A 15553-nucleotide genomic window follows, 5' to 3' on the forward strand; every position below is an offset into this window, starting at 1 on the left:
CGTCACATTCTCGGCCTGCTTGGCGAGCGGGCCGGTCAGGCCCAGCGCGGCAGCAACGGCGCGGCCGTGGTGCGGCATGGCACCGGTGGCCGGATCGATGGTGATGGTGTGGATTTTTTCGGGGTGGTTATGGGCCACGTCCTCGATATCCATGCCGCCTTCGGTGCTGGCAACGATGGCGATGCGGCCGGTGGCACGATCAACCAGCATGGCCAGATACAGCTCCCTGGCGATATCAACGCCGTCGGTGACATACAGCCGGTTCACCTGCTTGCCGGCGGCACCGGTCTGGATCGTCACCAGCGTGTTGCCCAGCATGTCGGTCGCCGCCGCGCGCACATCGTCGGCGCTGCGGGCCAGGCGCACACCGCCCTTGGCTTCGGGCGGCAGTTCCTTGAACTTGCCCTTGCCGCGGCCACCGGCGTGGATCTGCGCCTTCACGATATAGAGCGGGCCGGGCAGCTTGGCCGAAGCCGCCACCGCGTCCTCGACACTCATCGCGGCATAGCCAACCGGCACTGGTACGCCGAATTTGGCCAGCAGCTCCTTGGCCTGATACTCGTGGATGTTCATGGGCGTTCCTCAAAAGGCGAGATACATATGCATTGTTTTACCGCTGCCCAAGACGCTGGACCGCGTGAAGATATCAGAGCGCACCGGATGACCATCAGGCAGCTTTCCGGAAAACTCAAAATAGTGGGCCAAGTCCACACTTTTGCCCCTCAGTCCGACCGCTTCGACCACCGGGCGGTAGAGATCGATATAATCCATCGCGCTTTGCTGCACGTTGGCAACAACGACAGCACAGAGATTAGGATAGCGCCGTTTGGGATCAAACTGTGCCAGCACAACACGTACCGTGCTGCCACCTACTGAACGGTTCCATTGCTTCACGACCAGTGGCTTGCTGTAATTGAAATTCATGGAAACCGGTTTGACGGGCACCGCGCCAAAAGACTGCACGTTCACATCGGAAACCGCTTGAGCAACCCATTCGCTGTCGGCGGCAATTGCTGCTTCACGAGCGGCAAAGCTCAGTTCGCCCTTCGTGCAGGCAGCTTCAAACAACGGCACTATGGCCGGATCGGCTGGAACGGCTGCGGTAGCGGGAAAGCCGACACAGCACAGGGCCAACGCGGCAGTACGAACGCTGATCATGACAGCGACGGATCGATGGCGCGGCAGGCGGCGAGCAGTTCCTTGACCGCATCGACGCTAACCGTGAAATTGGCCTTGGCGCTGGCCGACAATTCGATCTCGACCACACGCTCGACGCCGCCGGCACCGATGATCACTGGCACACCGACATAGAGATCTCTCACGCCATATTGGCCGGTCAAGTTCACCGCGCAGGGCAGCAGGCGCTTCTGGTCATACAGGTAAGCCTCGGCCATCTCGATGCCGCTGGTGGCCGGCGCGTAATAGGCGCTGCCGGTTTTCAGCAGGGCAACGATCTCGCCGCCGCCGCTGCGCGTGCGCGCGATGATGGCGTCGATGCGCGCTTCCGTGCTCCAGCCCATCTTGATCAGATCGGGCACCGGGATGCCGGCGACAGTGCTGTATTCGATCACCGGAACCATGGTGTCGCCGTGGCCGCCCAGCACGAAGGCATTGACGTCGCGCACACTCACCTTGAATTCGTCGGCCAGGAAATGGCGGAAGCGGGCGGAATCGAGCACGCCGGCCATGCCGCACACCATGTGATGCGGCAGCCCGGAGAATTCGCGCAGCGCCCACACCATGGCATCCAGCGGATTGGTGATGCAGATCACGAAGGCACCCGGTGCGTGGGTCTTGATGCCCTCACCCACCGCCTTCATCACCTTCAGGTTGATGCCCAGCAGATCATCGCGGCTCATGCCCGGCTTGCGGGCAATGCCGGCGGTGACGATGATCACATCGGCGCCCGCAATATCGGCATAGTCGTTGGAACCCTTCAGGTTCACGTCAAAACCTTCAACTGGCGCGCATTGGGCCAGATCGAGCGCCTTGCCCTGTGGCACGCCTTCCACCACGTCGAACAGCACGATATCGCCCAGCGCCTTTTGCGCGGCGAGGTGCGCCAGCGTGCCGCCAATATTGCCAGCGCCGATCAGGGCGATTTTCTTGCGAGCCATGGGGTATCTCCGTGCAGATGAGTCGAGCGGAATGTCGCAGGCTGGATAGAGTGCGTCGGCGCACTGTGCAACCGCAGCAAAGCCCTATCCGGTGAAAAGAGGGAGGCGGCGTCAACCGGGCGGAATGAAGCTTCGGCCTGTCCTACACGGCCGCATGCTGTCATCATGGCGATGCGCGCGTTTTGTCGCCCGGTCCCAGAACAGGCAAAACGCCGTCAAAAACCCGCAATATGCGTAAAAACTGTCAAATCTACCGGACGATTTAACCCGTTGGTTCTTTGAAAATCAAACATGTGCAAGCCTCAGCCGCCGTGGCCGAGCGCCAGATAGGCAGCGGACTGCATCTCCATCAGCCGGCTGGCGGTGCGTTCGAATTCGAAACTGGAATCGCCGGCGGGATAGAGTTGAATAGGCTGGGCATCGGCCGCGGCGACCAGCTTGACGCGTCGTTCGTAAAGCGCGTCGATAAGGTGGATGAAGCGGATCGCCTCGTTGCGGTTTTCCGGGCCGAGCCGGGGAATGCCGACGATCAGCACCGTGTGATAATGGCGGGCGATGGCGAGATAGTCGGCAGCGCCCAGCGGTTGCCGGCACAGGCGAGCAAAGCTGAACACCGCCACGCCCTTCAGCGATTTGGGCACATGCAGAAATCGGCCACCGGGCAGCGGCAATTCAGCGGTGGGCACGTGCTCACGATCTTCGGGTGGATAATCCGTCATCCGAAAGAACGCGGCAGACAACGCGGCGGTGGCTTCCGGGCCATTGGGCACGTGCCAGGTGTGCGTGCCGGAAAGGCGGGCGAGCCGATAATCCGTTGGGCCATCCAGCGTCACCACATCCAGCCTGGTTTCGATCAGATCGATGAAGGGCAGAAACAAATGGCGGTTGAGCCCATCCTTGTAGAGGTCGCGGGGTGGCCGGTTGCTGGTGGTCACCACGGTGACGCCCTTTTCCATCAACGCCGTGAACAGCCGCGACAAGATGGCGGCATCGGCGATGTCCTTCACCTGCATCTCGTCAAAGCACAGCAATTTTGCGCCAGTCGCGATCTGATCGGCCACGCTCATCAGCGGATCAGAATCGCCGGCCTGCCGGCGGGCGTGGATGGCGGCGTGTACGTCGGCCATGAATTCGTGGAAATGCGCCCGGCGTTTCGGCACCACCGTGGACGCGGCGAAAAACAGGTCCATCGCCATGGATTTGCCGCGCCCGACCCCGCCCCAGATATACAGCCCCTTGGGCGGCGGCGCGGATTTGCCGAGCAGGCGGCCAAACAGGCCCGATGTGGCCGGGCGATTGAGGACGGCTTCCAGAGCCGCCAGACGCGCGATCACTGCCGCCTGCGCCGCATCGGGCTTCAGTTCGCCCGCTGCCAGCAAACCGGCATAGCGGGCGGCGACATCAGTCAACCTGCGTCTCTCCAGGCCGCGCCGTGTGGCCTTCGCCGGTGGGGCGCGCCACGCGTGGGATCTTGCGCATCGTGCCGGTAAAGCTGGCAAGATTGACGCCATCTTGCGTCACCAGCCCGCGCACAAACAGCATCTTGCCGGTTTCCTTCAAGATCTCGCCGTGCGCTTCGATCGGTTTGCCGACGATACCGGCCGACAGGAAATCGGTGGCGCACGACAGGGTGACGGCGGCGCTGTTATCCAGCTGGCGGAAGATGAAGGCAAACATCGCCATATCGATGAACGACATGATGAAGCCGCCGTGCAGATAGCCCAGGCCATTGCTGTGCTTGCGGGCGGTTTCCATGCGGCATTCAACGCCGCGCGTTCCTTCGCGGAAGAAGAAATCGCCCAGCATCGAGGCAAAGCGGCCATCCGGATCGCGGCGCCAGCAGGTCCAGCCCGCATTGGGCCCTTCGGTGAATGTTTCGCGTGACATGGCCAAGCGGTTAGCGCCGGTGCGCGGCGGCGGCAAGCCTTAGCGGTGCGCTACCGCCAACAGCCATTGCGCCGCCGCGCGCCAGTGGAACGGCCGCAAGCGAAAGGCGGCGGCAAACGCTTCCCGCGCCTCTGCAAAGCGGCGCAAAGACCGCAGCTGCGAGCCCATCACATAATGATGCCGGGCCAACGCGTCTGGCTGCGCCGCCATCGCCTCCCCATGTTTCCCGATCAGCAATTGGCGGCCAATGATGCCCTTTTCAACGCTTCGGGTCAGGCTGTCGGGGCTGTCGTAGGCGATGGCCAGTGGTTCGGGGATATAGTGGAACCGCCCGCCCGCCTGGGCCAGGCGCAGCGCCAGATCCCAATCCTGAAAGCGCGGCATAGCCGGATCAAAACCGCCGACGCGCGTAAATATCGCCCGTGTCATCGCTAGTGTTTGCGTGGAAATATGGCTGCTGCCGAGCAACTGGGCATAAACATCCGCCGCCAGTTTCCAACCAGCGGTCGGGTATAACATCCGCGCCGACCCATAACGCTGCTCCAGCTGGCAGAAAGAGACATCAGCCGTTTTCAAGGCGTTGACATGCGCCGCCAGCAAACCGGGCTGCCATTCATCGTCGCTATCCTGAAAAGCGATCAGCGGGCTGCGCGCCATGGCCACGCCGGCGTTGCGCGCCGCCGGCGCCCCGGCATTGCGCTGCTGAAAAACGGCGATGCGCCGATCGCTGAACCCGGCAAGCACCTCCAGCGTATCATCGATTGAGCCATCGTCGACGATGATCAGTTCGAACCGCTCCAGCGTCTGCGCCAGCACCGACGTGATGGTGCGGCCGATCACGCCGGCGCGATTGTAACTGGGTATCACGACCGAAATCAGCGGGTCGCGGGCCGTCGCTGGCCGGATACAGACAAGATCAGGATCCATTTAGGCTGCCTTCTGGAACGCCCCCGAAGCGGTTCATGTGCCAGATGGTGGGCTATGCTATCAATGGCCCATGAAAAAACGAATCATCGGAGCGGGCCTTGTACTTGCCGGCGTTGGCGCCATGGCGGTCGGGCTGTTGCCACAACCCAGCCTGCTGGCCGCCCAGGCGCGCGGCGACGTGGTGGATGTGGCCGATGGTGCCGCGCTCCAGAATGCGATTCTGTGGGCCCGGGCTGGCAGCACCATTCGCCTGGCCGATGGTGAATATCCGCAAGTGCTGATCACACGGGCGATCGACGGCAGCCCCATCCGCATCACCGGTTCACGCGGCGCCCGCATCAACCGGATGATCTTCCGCAAGGCCGCCAATTGGCGGGTGAACGGCGTCACCATCTTGGGCGGCATCGGCAGGGCCATGCCGGTGGATATCGGTATTTCGCGCAATATCATGATGGTTGATGTCAAACTCACTGGATCCACCCCCGATGAAGGTCCACGATGGGAAGATTCGAACGGTTTTGTCATCCAGAACAGCCAGAATGTGGTGGTTGCGCTGTCAGAAGTGACCCATGTCAAGCAAATCGCCGGCATTCGTGACAGTTGGGGCGTGGTCATTGAAGGCAATCGTTTCACCAATTCGCGCGAAGGCCTGATGACACGCGCCACCCATGGCATGATGATCCGCCACAATCTGTTCCGGGGCTGGGAACCGCGTTATGATCTGCGCGAACATCCCGACATGATCCAGTTTTTCACCCAGCAAGTGCCCACCGGATCATCGATGGTCACGATCGAGGGCAATTATTTTTCGGCCGGCCTGGACCGTAACGTGCAGGCCATGTTCATCCGCGCCGAAGCCTATGAAAACGGCAAGCAACCGCTTGGCTATCATCGCGATTTCACCATCCGCCACAATGTCTATTACGGATCATCGCGCCACGGCATCAGTGTGAGCAGCGTGCGCGGCGTCGTGGTGGAAAACAACACGGTCATCAGTTCGCCACATGGCTTTTTCGGCAGTGTTCCGCGCGAAATGGCTGGCCGGATCAGTTCCGGCTGGCAGCCCGCCATCATTGCGTCGGGGATTACCTGGGGCCGGGTGTCAAACAACATCACCGCGCTGATGGCCATTCGCGCCGAATCCGTTGGCACCAAGGACATCAACAATTTCGTCTACAAGCCGCGTGTGCCTGCCGACGGCGTGAACCCGGGCAAGACCTTCCCCGGCCCCCTGACGGCAGGTGATCTGCCGTTGAGCGCCTTTGCGGTGTTGCCCAACTCCGAGAACGGCAAGCGGGGGCGCGGCGCCGATATCCGACGGGTCGGCCCGGATGCCGCCATCCGCGATCCCGAAGCGCTGATGCGCGAGGCTATCGCGCTCGCCGACGCCGCCCGCCAGCAGGACCTGACCAAGGATCTGCCGCCGCCACAATGAAGCGGCAGCGGCAGGTTCCATCTGGTTGGTCGAAAGCCGCTCTAGCGCCGCACGAGCGCTGTTGACGGCGATGGCAGTGCCCGATCGGCCTTGGGTTCTGCCGCCAGGCGCTTTGTCTGGTGCCGGTGCAGAGCGAGAATGGCCACGGCCAGCGTGAACACCAGATAGTTATTGTCGGCATAGCTGATGACATAAGCCGAAATGATGAAGTTCATCAGCGAGATGGCCAACGCGCCGCCCCATTCCTCCAGATCGTCTTTCGCGCGCAGGAATGTCATGCACCCAAGCCAAGCGATGCGGGCCAAGCAACCGATGAATCCGATGAAGCCCAACGGGCCCAGCCCCACGAGCAGATTGATCCAATAGCTGTCGACAATGACCACGCCCTTGCCATTGGAGCGCCCCACATCGGGCAAAGGCGTCCCCAAACCGACGCCGATCGGATTTCGGGCCACCGCCCGCCAGGCGCCGTCCCATTGCGCATCACGCACTGCGTTGCTGCCGGCATGCTGCGAGCCACCGATGGTATACATTTGCAGCCGGTGACTTGAGGCAATCGCGCCGCCCAGCATGGCCACGCCCACCAGCACCAGGGCCACCATGATGCCTGGTTTCAGCCCATCCCCGCGCGGCCGGAAAAACAACTGGCGCACCAGCAACAAGCCGGCAAAGCTGAATATGGAAAACAGCAAGGCAATGGTCGCCGTGCGGGCGTTGGTGAACCAGACAGTCTGCAGGATCAGCGGGATCAGCGCCAACGCCAGCAACCGTTTCCAGCCGCTGGACTTGGACATTTCAAAAAGCAGAAGCGGCAGGAACAGCCCGAGATATTGGGCGAAATAAAGCACGATGCCAAAGGTGGCGCGAATCCGGTAGCGGCCATCGCCAACGCGGGCCTGCGTCGACACATAGGTTTCATACAGAACCGGATCGATTCGCAGAAAGCTCGGGATATAGCCAAACCACGGCGGCCGTTGCAGGAAATTCTCCAGAACCGTGATCAGCATGCACAAGATACTGCCCAGCACGACCAACCGCATCACCCGCGGGATTTTCTTCACATCCGCAAAACACCAGGCCGCCGCAACCATGGCCGAACTGTCGAGCACGCCCTGCATGATTTCATAGCTGAACACGTCGACAGGCGAAGGTGACAGCGGCAGCACAACCACCTGCATCAGCAGGAACAGACCATAAAGCTTGAACGCCAGCGGGTCATAACTCAGCAGCCCAACCACCTTTTGCCGCGCTTCGGCGATCTGCGGGAAGTGGGTGAGCATGGCGATCAGCAACACGCCCAGCACAATTCGCGCCGGTGTCACCCAGGGCAGGCCGGGGATAGCGATGGCCACATAAGACGGCCAGGCGACCATCAGGAACATGTAGGCCGCCAGCAACTTGTAGAACGGCGCGTTGTCGGCCTTGTCGACATCCGGCAGCAGCCACAGGCTGAGCCCGGCCATCACCAGGATCGGAAAGCCCACGAATTTGAAGGCCAAGGTGCCACCGATCGCGACCAGAAAGCCGGTGTACATGGTGAGAAACAGCGCCAGCGCCACGAAGGCAATGCTGGCAAATTTCCACCACGTGCGGTGGTGCAGGCTGTTGTATTGCGGCAAGATACGCAATGATTTGCGATCCATCGCGGCGCGGGTCGAGAAGGTGGCAGCGCTCATGCGCTTACCTGCCCGATCCATCGGCTAACGATCTGCTGCACAGTCCCACCCATCATGCCACATTTACGGCCAGCGACAGCTGGCGTTGCGGCGGCAACTTACCAAAGCCATCAAGACCCGGCAAGCGAAGCTGCTGTGACAGTGGGCAACAGCGCCGGAATCGCCATGCCGATGGCCAGCAATTGCCGGTCACTGCCGGCCGGGCCATCAAGCTCGATACTCACTGGCAAACCGCTTGCGCGGCCGCAGGGCAGTACCAGACCAGGCAGGCCCGCCGTACTGCCGGGCAGAATGTTGCGACCAATGGCAGTGGCAAAGGGCACATCGATGCCATTGATGGTCACGCTGGAATCGGCGCCGATGGGCGTGGCCGGCACGAGCGTTGTCGGGAACAGCAGCGCCGCAATGCCATGATCAGCAAAACAGTTGGCCATCAGCTGTTGCAATGCGGGGCGATGCACATCGCGTGCCGCCAGATAGACCGGATCATCACGGTCACTCACCGGCGTGCACAGGCTGAACGCGGCCTGCACGTCCGGGCTGGCAAGCTGCGCCTGCACGTCGGCAAGGTTGGCAGGGGCATCATTCCTGGCCAGATATGCGCCAAGCGACGGCAGGAAATCATGAAAGATGATCGGCACGCAGGCTGCATCGACCAGCGCCTGCAGCCCGGGCAGTTCCACATCCACCATCACCACACCGGCGGCTTCCAGTCGCTCGATGACCTCGGCGATCGTTTGTGCCACTTCGGGATTGAGGCCGGAAAAGTAGAAGGCCCGATCAATGCCGAGCCGCAATCCAGCCAATGTTGCCGGCGCGACGTTGGCCGGTTCGCCGGTCATCACCGCATCGAACAGCACGATATCCGTCATGCAGCGCGCGTGCGGGCCGACCTGGTCGAACAGCGCCGTCATCGGTACCACGCCGGCATTGGGATAACGACCGGTGCTGGGCCGGAAACCGAACAGCCCGCACAGCGCCGCCGGCACCCGGATCGATCCGGCGGTATCCTCGGCCACACCCAGCGGCGCCATACCCGCCGCCACCGCTGCCGCCGTGCCGCCGGAACTGCCACCGGGAATGCGCGTCGGATCGTGCGGGTTGCGCACCGCGCCAAAGGCGGCGTTGGTGCTGGTCCAGCCAAACGACAATTCGTGCAGATTGGTCTTGCCCAACACGATGGCGCCAGCCTGGCGCAGCAGCGCCACGCACGCGGCATCGGTGGCGGGGCGGAAATGGCGCAGCGCGTTGGTGCCGCCGGTGGTGGGGTAATCCTTGGTGTTGACACTGTCCTTCACTGGCACCGGCAGGCCGTGCAGCAGGCCGAGCGGCTTGCCGGCGGCGCGATGGGCATCGGCCGCGCGGGCCTGTTCCAGCACCTGTTCTGCATCAAGGCTGATGAAGGCGCCCAGATGCACCCCCTGCCCGCAGCGCCCCAGCAGCGCAGTTGCATAGGTTTCCGCAGTCAATTCACCAGAGGCCATCAGCGCGACCGCCGCGCTGGCCGAAAGTTCGCACAGCGCGGTATCGTCCATGGACTTTTCCCTCAGCCTGCCCGTTCGAGCATCATCAGCTTGATGTCGGCAATCGCCTTGGCCGGGTTCAGGCCCTTGGGGCAGACGTTTGAACAGTTCATGATGGTGTGGCAGCGATAGACGCGGAACGGATCTTCCAGCGCATCGAGCCGCTCACCGGTCATCTCGTCGCGGCTGTCGGCCAGCCAGCGATAGGCCTGCAACAGGATGGCCGGGCCAAGGAACTTGTCGCTGTTCCACCAATAGGATGGGCAGGCGGTCGAGCAGCAGGCGCACAGGATGCACTCATACAGGCCATCCAGCTGCTCGCGCTGCTCAGGCGACTGCAACCGTTCCTCGCCCGACGGTGCCGGGGTGACGGTCTGCAGCCAGGGCTTGATGGAGGCATATTGCGCGTAGAAATGCTTGAAATCAGGGACAAGGTCCTTGATCACTTCCATGTGCGGCAGCGGCGTGATCACCACTTCGCCCTTCACATCGGCAATCGGCATGGTGCAGGCCAGCGTGTTGGTGCCATCGATGTTCATCGAGCAGGAACCGCAAATCCCTTCCCGGCACGAGCGGCGGAAAGTGAGCGTGGAATCCACCTCGTTCTTGATCTTGATCAGCGCATCCAGAACCATCGGCCCGGTGGCATCAAGATCAAGGCTGTAGGTGTCATAACGCGGATTTTCACCGTCATCCGGATTCCAGCGATAGATCTTGAACTGCTTGGTGCGCGACGCACCCGCCGGCGCTGGATGCGTCTTGCCTGTGGCCTTGATGACACTGTTGGGCGGGAGAGAAAATTCAGCCATGGTACGGATTCCTTGCGCGTCTGCGCTTATGTACATCGCGCCGTGCCGCTGACAACAGCCGAGTTGCCGCGCCGCAGGACAACGTTGTGCTTTTGATGGTTTGCAGCGTCTTGACGGGCTGCGCCCGCGCGCGTTCCGTCAAATTCCCGTTTGCCTCTGCAGCGAGATTGACGCTACTGCTCAGGCTGGATTTCAATGGTTCCGGGGGGCGTTGGCTTGACAGCTGCAAAGGTGCGGACGGCCGGGATACTGCCTGGCGTGCAATATCTCAGGTTTGTCGCGGCGGCGCTGGTGGTTGCCACCCATGCCTGGCAGATGGTCCCCTATGTCGGTACCGGCGATCTCGGCTCGTCCTTTGTCGGGGGACAGGCCGGCGTTGACATCTTCTTTGTCATCAGCGGCTTCATCATGGTCCATATCTCGGGCCAGGGCGCTTCGGCACAGCCAGGCAGCTTCCTGTTCGATCGGCTGACGCGCATTGCTCCACCCTACTGGATCGTGACGCTGGTGATGGCGGCCGTGATTGCCGTGGCGCCCTCGCTGTTCAAGTCGGCACAGCTGGACGTGGCCGGACTTGCCAGCTCACTGCTGTTCTTTCCCTGGCCCAATCCCAACGACAAACTGGGCACCATGCCGTTGCTGGCAATCGGCTGGACGCTGAACTACGAAATGCTGTTCTATGCTACCTTCACCATTGCGATGCTGATCAACCATCGGCTGCGCATCCTGCTTTGTTTGATCCAGATCGGCCTGCTGGTCCTGGCTGGTATCGTGCTACCCTTTGCCGGTAACGCCTGGTTCGATTTCTTTACCAACAGCCTGATGCTGGAATTCATCTTCGGCATGATCGTGGCCCTGGTGGCGCCGCGGATCAGGTTGCCGGGCTGGCTGATCGGCGTGCTGCTGGCGGCTGCAATCGCCTGGTTTGGTTGGGCCATCATGCAACCCGTTGGCCGTCTCGATGCCATGCGCTGGCTGATATACGGTCTGCCGGCAGCCGCCATTGTGCTGCTGGTGGTCTCTGCCGATCTGCAGGGCCGCGTGAAGAACCTGCGCTGGCTGGTGCTGTTGGGCAATGCCTCCTACGCCCTGTATCTGGTGCATCTGTTCGTGCTGGGGGCGATCCGTGCTGCATGGCCCCGGCTCCCGACATTGCTGCACCAATCGGATCTGGCCTTGCTGTTCACCGCTTTCATGGCGTCGATCGCCGCATCGATTATGTTCCACCTCTGGGTGGAGAAGCCATCCGTGGCGCTGGTGCGGCGCCAACTGATCGGCGTGGTCAAGCGGACGACGGCGTAAACGATTTTCGTCTGAGCGCGTCACCCGCCGGCCATGCTGGCGTCATCGCCATGTCCTCACCGCGCATGGCTGGCCGACCCAGCGACGCCAATCAGTAGGTCCGCGCCTTCGGCTTGATATACGCGATATCATCCGACAGCGTGTAGGTGTGCACCGGCCGAGCGGCCAGTTCCACCGAACCATTACGGAACCAGCCCAGCGAGTGGACCATCCACGTTTCGTCATCGCGCGCCGGGAAATCTTCATGCATGTGCGCGCCGCGGCTTTCGTGGCGGGCTTGCGCCATGTGCATGGTCAGCACGGATTGGCCGATCATGTTGTCGAGTTCCAGCGTCTCGATCAGATCGGTGTTGAACACCATCGAACGATCCATCGTGCCGATATCGGCCATGCGTTGATAGACGGCGTCGATCTTGCGCACGCCTTCATCAAGGATTTCGCTGGTGCGGAACACGCCGGCGTTGGCCTGCATCGTCTTCTGCATGGCCAGGCGCACTTCGGCGGTGCTGCTGCCGCCCTTGGCATGGCGGAAGCCATCAAGGCGGCCCAGCGCGAAATCGGCGTTGTCTTTCGGCAGCGCGGCGTGGCCGGCGTTGGCCTTCTGGATGGCGGCGACGCGGTGCGCGGTGGCGCGGCCGAACACGACCAGATCGATCAGGCTGTTGGAGCCCAAACGGTTGGCGCCGTGCACGGAAACGCAGGCGGCTTCACCCACCGCAAACAGGCCGGGCACCACGCTATCGGGGTTGCCATCCTTCAGGGTGACGACTTCGCCGTGATAATTTGTCGGGATGCCGCCCATGTTGTAGTGCACGGTCGGCACCACCGGGATCGGCGCCTTGGTCACGTCCACACCGGCGAACACCTTGGCGGTTTCCGAGATACCCGGCAGGCGCTGGGCCAGCACGGCGGAATCGATGTGATTGAGGTGCAGGTGGATATGGTCGCCTTCGGCACCGACACCGCGGCCTTCGCGGATTTCCATCGCCATCGAACGCGAAACCACGTCGCGCGACGCCAGATCCTTGGCCGACGGGGCGTAACGCTCCATGAAACGCTCGCCGGCGCTGTTGGTCAGGTAACCGCCCTCCCCGCGCGCGCCTTCGGTGATCAGAACGCCAGCGCCATAGATGCCGGTCGGGTGGAACTGCACGAATTCCATATCCTGCATGGCAACGCCGGCCCGGATCGCCATGCCGCCGCCGTCGCCAGTGGAGGTGTGGGCAGAGGTGGCGGAGAAATAGCAGCGGCCATAACCGCCGGTGGCCAGCACCGTCTGATGGCTGCGGAAACGGTGGATGCTGCCGTCTTCCATGTTGATGGCGATGACGCCCTTGCATTCCCCGTTCACCATGATCAGATCGATGGCGAAATACTCGATATAGAAATCCGTGCTGTACTTCAGGCTCTGCTGATAGAGCGCGTGCAGCATGGCGTGGCCGGTGCGATCGGCGGCGGCGCAGGTGCGCTGGGCCGGCGGGCCGTTGCCCATGTCCTGCATCATGCCGCCAAACGGGCGCTGATAGATGCGGCCGGCTTCGGTGCGGCTGAACGGCACGCCGAAATGTTCCAGCTCGTAAACGGCGGCCGGGGCTTCCTTGCAGAGATATTCGATCGCGTCCTGATCGCCGAGCCAGTCGCTGCCTTTGACCGTGTCGTACATGTGCCACGTCCAGTGATCCGGGCCCATGTTGCCCAACGCCGCTGCAATGCCGCCCTGCGCCGCGACCGTGTGGCTGCGGGTGGGAAACACCTTGGTGATGCAGGCGGTTTTCAGCCCGGCTTCGGCGATGCCCATGGCGGCGCGCAGGCCGGAACCACCGGCCCCCACCACAACGGCGTCATAAACGTGATCGATGATCTGATAGGCTTCAGGCACGGGGGTTATCCAATCAACCGGCAGACAAGGCCACCTTCAGCACCGAAAACAGTGCGAGGGCGGCGAGAGCAAAGGTGTAGAAGTTCAGGGCAAGCATGGCGATGACGCGCTTTGACCCATGCAGATAATCTTCCAGCATGACCTGCACGCCCAACCGGAAGTGCCAGAAAACGCTGACCACCAGCAGGCACATCGGCACCGCCACCAGCGGCTGGCGCACCCACATCACGGTGCTGGCATAATCCAGGCTGGGCAGCCGGGCGAGGCTGAACACGAACCACAGCACGAGGAACAGGCTGGCCACCGCCGTAACGCGCTGCAGCCACCAGTGATGCACGATTGCGCCGCCGCCGGCACCGAGCCCGCGCACGCGGCCCAATTGAGTCCCGTTGCCCATTTCAGTAGCTCCCACCGAGCAGCACAAAGGCCCAGAAGGCCAGCGTGGCGAGCATCGCAAACACGAACGTCGCCTGTGCCATCCGGCGCGACGTGGCGAGATCGAAACCTTCGCCCGAATCCATGATGAAGTGGCGGATGCCGCTGCCCATGTGCTGGAACATCGCCCACGTCAGACCAAAGCCGACGATCACGCCCAGCGGCGAGAAGACGATATCCTGAAACAGCCGATAATAGGTCGGCCCGCTGGCCAGCGCCGCCAACCACCAGGCAAAGATCACCACGGCACCAAAGGCCAGCGCATTGCCGGTGACGCGGTGCACGATCGACACCGCCATATGCACCCGCCATTTCCAGATGGAGAGGTGCGGCGACAATGGGCGCGGCAGCGGCCCGGTTGGTCGAGAAGCCATTATCAGCCCTTTTTTCTGGCCCCTTTCGCTGCCCTGCCCTGCGGCAGACCCAGCGGCCGGTCTGTTATGCTTGGCCTTCATACCGCGCTGGCGCTGTGGTGCAACACCAGTGTGACCGGCGACGTCATTATCCACATTGGATCAGAACGGTGCGTTCCAGCCCGGCATAGCGGTGTACCAGCGCATCGCGGTAGCTGTCGTTGGCCATCATGGTCAGGAAATGCTGGCGGGTCGGATAGCGGACCAGCAGCAATTTGTCCCAATCGGCGGCATCCGTGCCGGACTGGCCGATGAACAGCTGTTCGCACGGGCCGTCGTACAGCACTTCGGCTTGCGAAATCGCGCCCACTGCCACGGTAAAAGCGTGCTGATAGCGGTCATAGGCTTCCTTGCCCGAACACGGCGCCATCCCGGCATCGGCGGGATAATTGGCGGTCTCGCGGAACTTGAGCAGGTTCATCATCACCACCGGCCCATCGCGGCCATGATCGCGCAGGTTGCGCACCTGGTCCCGGGTGGGATCGATGCTGGCGTCCAGATTATTATGAGAGGGAATTGCCATGGCAGAGGGACTCGCGATTGCTGAAGTTTCATCGTAGCATCGCACCAACGACCGCAAAACTGTGGCGCACGAAATGGGGAGGATGTGATGGCGACGATTGCACCGGGCAATTTGGCTGACGTTCCGCTGGACGTGATCGATGTGTCGGATGCGACGCTTTATGCGAACGACAGTTGGCGGCCGGTGTTCGAGCGGCTGCGGGCCGAAGCCCCTGTCCACTATCAGCCCAACAGCCCGTTCGGCCCGTTCTGGTCAGTCAACAGCCACGCCGACATCATGGCGGTGGAGGCGCGGCCCGACATTTTTTCCAGCAGCCATGAATTTGGCGGCATCACCGTGGTCGATCTGTTTGGCGATTATAATCTGCCGCAGTTCATCGCCATGGATCGGCCGCGCCATAGCGACCAGCGCCGCGTGGTGGCGCCGGCGTTCGGTCCATCGGAAATCGCGCGCATGGCCATCGAGGTCCGCAAACGCACCAGCGAACTGATTGATGGCCTGCCGATTGGCGAGCAATTTGATTGGGTTGATCGGGTTTCCATCGAACTGACCACCGGCATGCTGGCCATTTTGTTCGACTATCCGTGGGAAAAGCGCCGCGATCTCACCTTGTGGTCGGATTGGGGC

Annotated in this window: 15 protein-coding genes and 1 pseudogene; 3 read left to right on the forward strand and 13 right to left on the reverse strand. The window is 62.2% G+C overall.

Going from position 1 to position 15553, the window contains the following annotated elements:
* From RMO81_RS13440 to RMO81_RS13465, 6 genes are all read right to left on the reverse strand, one after another.
* A partial coding sequence (locus RMO81_RS13440) for an ATP-grasp domain-containing protein (RefSeq protein ID WP_310476402.1) occupies nucleotides 1–573 on the reverse strand: 573 nt, incomplete at its 3' end.
* A 9-nt stretch (nucleotides 574–582) separates the two neighbouring features.
* Complete coding sequence (locus RMO81_RS13445) at nucleotides 583–1158, reverse strand: hypothetical protein (RefSeq protein WP_310476403.1); 576 nt, start codon at nucleotides 1156–1158, stop codon at nucleotides 583–585.
* Nucleotides 1155–2117, reverse strand: coding sequence for a malate dehydrogenase (gene mdh, locus RMO81_RS13450; RefSeq protein WP_310476404.1), 963 nt, complete (start codon nucleotides 2115–2117; stop codon nucleotides 1155–1157). The genes RMO81_RS13445 and mdh overlap by 4 nt, the downstream gene beginning before the upstream one ends.
* 302 nt (nucleotides 2118–2419) lie before the next feature.
* Nucleotides 2420–3526 (reverse strand): cell division protein ZapE, encoded by a 1107-nt coding sequence (gene zapE / locus RMO81_RS13455; protein ID WP_310476405.1) that lies wholly within the window; start codon nucleotides 3524–3526, stop codon nucleotides 2420–2422.
* On the reverse strand, nucleotides 3519–4004 hold the full coding sequence (locus tag RMO81_RS13460; protein ID WP_310476406.1) for a PaaI family thioesterase: 486 nt from the start codon (nucleotides 4002–4004) through the stop codon (nucleotides 3519–3521). Before RMO81_RS13460 ends, zapE begins: the two co-directional genes overlap by 8 nt.
* Before the next feature lie 39 nt (nucleotides 4005–4043).
* Nucleotides 4044–4931: a glycosyltransferase gene (locus RMO81_RS13465; protein WP_310476407.1), complete on the reverse strand. Its 888-nt coding sequence runs from the start codon at nucleotides 4929–4931 to the stop codon at nucleotides 4044–4046.
* Nucleotides 4932–5052: 121 nt separating this feature from the next.
* On the opposite strand from RMO81_RS13465, the gene RMO81_RS13470 reads away from it, so the two are divergent.
* Nucleotides 5053–6366: a right-handed parallel beta-helix repeat-containing protein gene (locus RMO81_RS13470; RefSeq protein WP_310476408.1), complete on the forward strand. Its 1314-nt coding sequence runs from the start codon at nucleotides 5053–5055 to the stop codon at nucleotides 6364–6366.
* A gap of 41 nt (nucleotides 6367–6407) precedes the next feature.
* Here the strand turns inward: RMO81_RS13470 and RMO81_RS13475 are convergent, their stop codons facing one another.
* From RMO81_RS13475 to RMO81_RS13485, 3 genes are all read right to left on the reverse strand, one after another.
* Complete coding sequence (locus RMO81_RS13475; protein WP_310476409.1) at nucleotides 6408–8042, reverse strand: hypothetical protein; 1635 nt, start codon at nucleotides 8040–8042, stop codon at nucleotides 6408–6410.
* A gap of 110 nt (nucleotides 8043–8152) precedes the next feature.
* Nucleotides 8153–9577, reverse strand: a complete 1425-nt coding sequence (locus RMO81_RS13480; protein WP_310476410.1) for an amidase family protein — start codon at nucleotides 9575–9577, stop codon at nucleotides 8153–8155.
* A gap of 11 nt (nucleotides 9578–9588) precedes the next feature.
* Nucleotides 9589–10374: a succinate dehydrogenase iron-sulfur subunit gene (locus tag RMO81_RS13485; protein WP_310476411.1), complete on the reverse strand. Its 786-nt coding sequence runs from the start codon at nucleotides 10372–10374 to the stop codon at nucleotides 9589–9591.
* Nucleotides 10375–10632: 258 nt separating this feature from the next.
* Here RMO81_RS13485 and RMO81_RS13490 point away from each other — a divergent pair, with 258 nt between their 5' ends.
* Nucleotides 10633–11676 (forward strand): acyltransferase, encoded by a 1044-nt coding sequence (locus RMO81_RS13490; RefSeq protein WP_310476412.1) that lies wholly within the window; start codon nucleotides 10633–10635, stop codon nucleotides 11674–11676.
* A 91-nt stretch (nucleotides 11677–11767) separates the two neighbouring features.
* Here the strand turns inward: RMO81_RS13490 and sdhA are convergent, their stop codons facing one another.
* The 4 genes from sdhA to RMO81_RS13510 form a co-directional block, all read right to left on the reverse strand.
* A complete protein-coding gene (gene sdhA / locus RMO81_RS13495; RefSeq protein ID WP_310476413.1) occupies nucleotides 11768–13555 on the reverse strand; it encodes a succinate dehydrogenase flavoprotein subunit in 1788 nt (595 codons plus the stop codon).
* 13 nt (nucleotides 13556–13568) lie between these two features.
* The gene (gene sdhD, locus RMO81_RS13500; RefSeq protein WP_310476414.1) at nucleotides 13569–13952 is read right to left on the reverse strand and encodes a succinate dehydrogenase, hydrophobic membrane anchor protein; all 384 of its coding nucleotides are present in this window, start codon (nucleotides 13950–13952) and stop codon (nucleotides 13569–13571) included.
* Between the two features lies 1 nt (nucleotide 13953).
* Entirely contained in the window at nucleotides 13954–14364 is a 411-nt protein-coding gene (sdhC, locus tag RMO81_RS13505; protein ID WP_310476415.1) for a succinate dehydrogenase, cytochrome b556 subunit, read from the reverse strand.
* A 127-nt stretch (nucleotides 14365–14491) separates the two neighbouring features.
* Nucleotides 14492–14926, reverse strand: coding sequence for a hypothetical protein (locus RMO81_RS13510; RefSeq protein ID WP_310476416.1), 435 nt, complete (start codon nucleotides 14924–14926; stop codon nucleotides 14492–14494).
* 87 nt (nucleotides 14927–15013) lie between these two features.
* Between RMO81_RS13510 and RMO81_RS13515 the strand changes: the two are divergent.
* Nucleotides 15014–15553 (forward strand): annotated as a pseudogene (locus RMO81_RS13515) (cytochrome P450); the annotation flags it as partial.

This window comes from Sandarakinorhabdus sp. (assembly GCF_031422795.1).
GTDB lineage: Bacteria > Pseudomonadota > Alphaproteobacteria > Sphingomonadales > Sphingomonadaceae > Sandarakinorhabdus.

Excerpts from the sequence above, each read along its gene's own strand:
- mdh (WP_310476404.1), bottom strand. The coding sequence starts at position 2,117 with ATGGCTCGCAAGAAAATCGCCCTGATCGGCGCTGGCAATATTGGCGGC.
- RMO81_RS13465 (WP_310476407.1), bottom strand. The coding sequence starts at position 4,931 with ATGGATCCTGATCTTGTCTGTATCCGGCCAGCGACGGCCCGCGACCCG.
- RMO81_RS13445 (WP_310476403.1), bottom strand. The coding sequence starts at position 1,158 with ATGATCAGCGTTCGTACTGCCGCGTTGGCCCTGTGCTGTGTCGGCTTT.
- RMO81_RS13510 (WP_310476416.1), bottom strand. The coding sequence starts at position 14,926 with ATGGCAATTCCCTCTCATAATAATCTGGACGCCAGCATCGATCCCACC.
- RMO81_RS13480 (WP_310476410.1), bottom strand. The coding sequence starts at position 9,577 with ATGGACGATACCGCGCTGTGCGAACTTTCGGCCAGCGCGGCGGTCGCG.
- sdhD (WP_310476414.1), bottom strand. The coding sequence starts at position 13,952 with ATGGGCAACGGGACTCAATTGGGCCGCGTGCGCGGGCTCGGTGCCGGC.
- RMO81_RS13485 (WP_310476411.1), bottom strand. The coding sequence starts at position 10,374 with ATGGCTGAATTTTCTCTCCCGCCCAACAGTGTCATCAAGGCCACAGGC.
- RMO81_RS13470 (WP_310476408.1), top strand. The coding sequence starts at position 5,053 with ATGGCGGTCGGGCTGTTGCCACAACCCAGCCTGCTGGCCGCCCAGGCG.
- RMO81_RS13475 (WP_310476409.1), bottom strand. The coding sequence starts at position 8,042 with ATGAGCGCTGCCACCTTCTCGACCCGCGCCGCGATGGATCGCAAATCA.
- RMO81_RS13460 (WP_310476406.1), bottom strand. The coding sequence starts at position 4,004 with ATGTCACGCGAAACATTCACCGAAGGGCCCAATGCGGGCTGGACCTGC.
- sdhC (WP_310476415.1), bottom strand. The coding sequence starts at position 14,364 with ATGGCTTCTCGACCAACCGGGCCGCTGCCGCGCCCATTGTCGCCGCAC.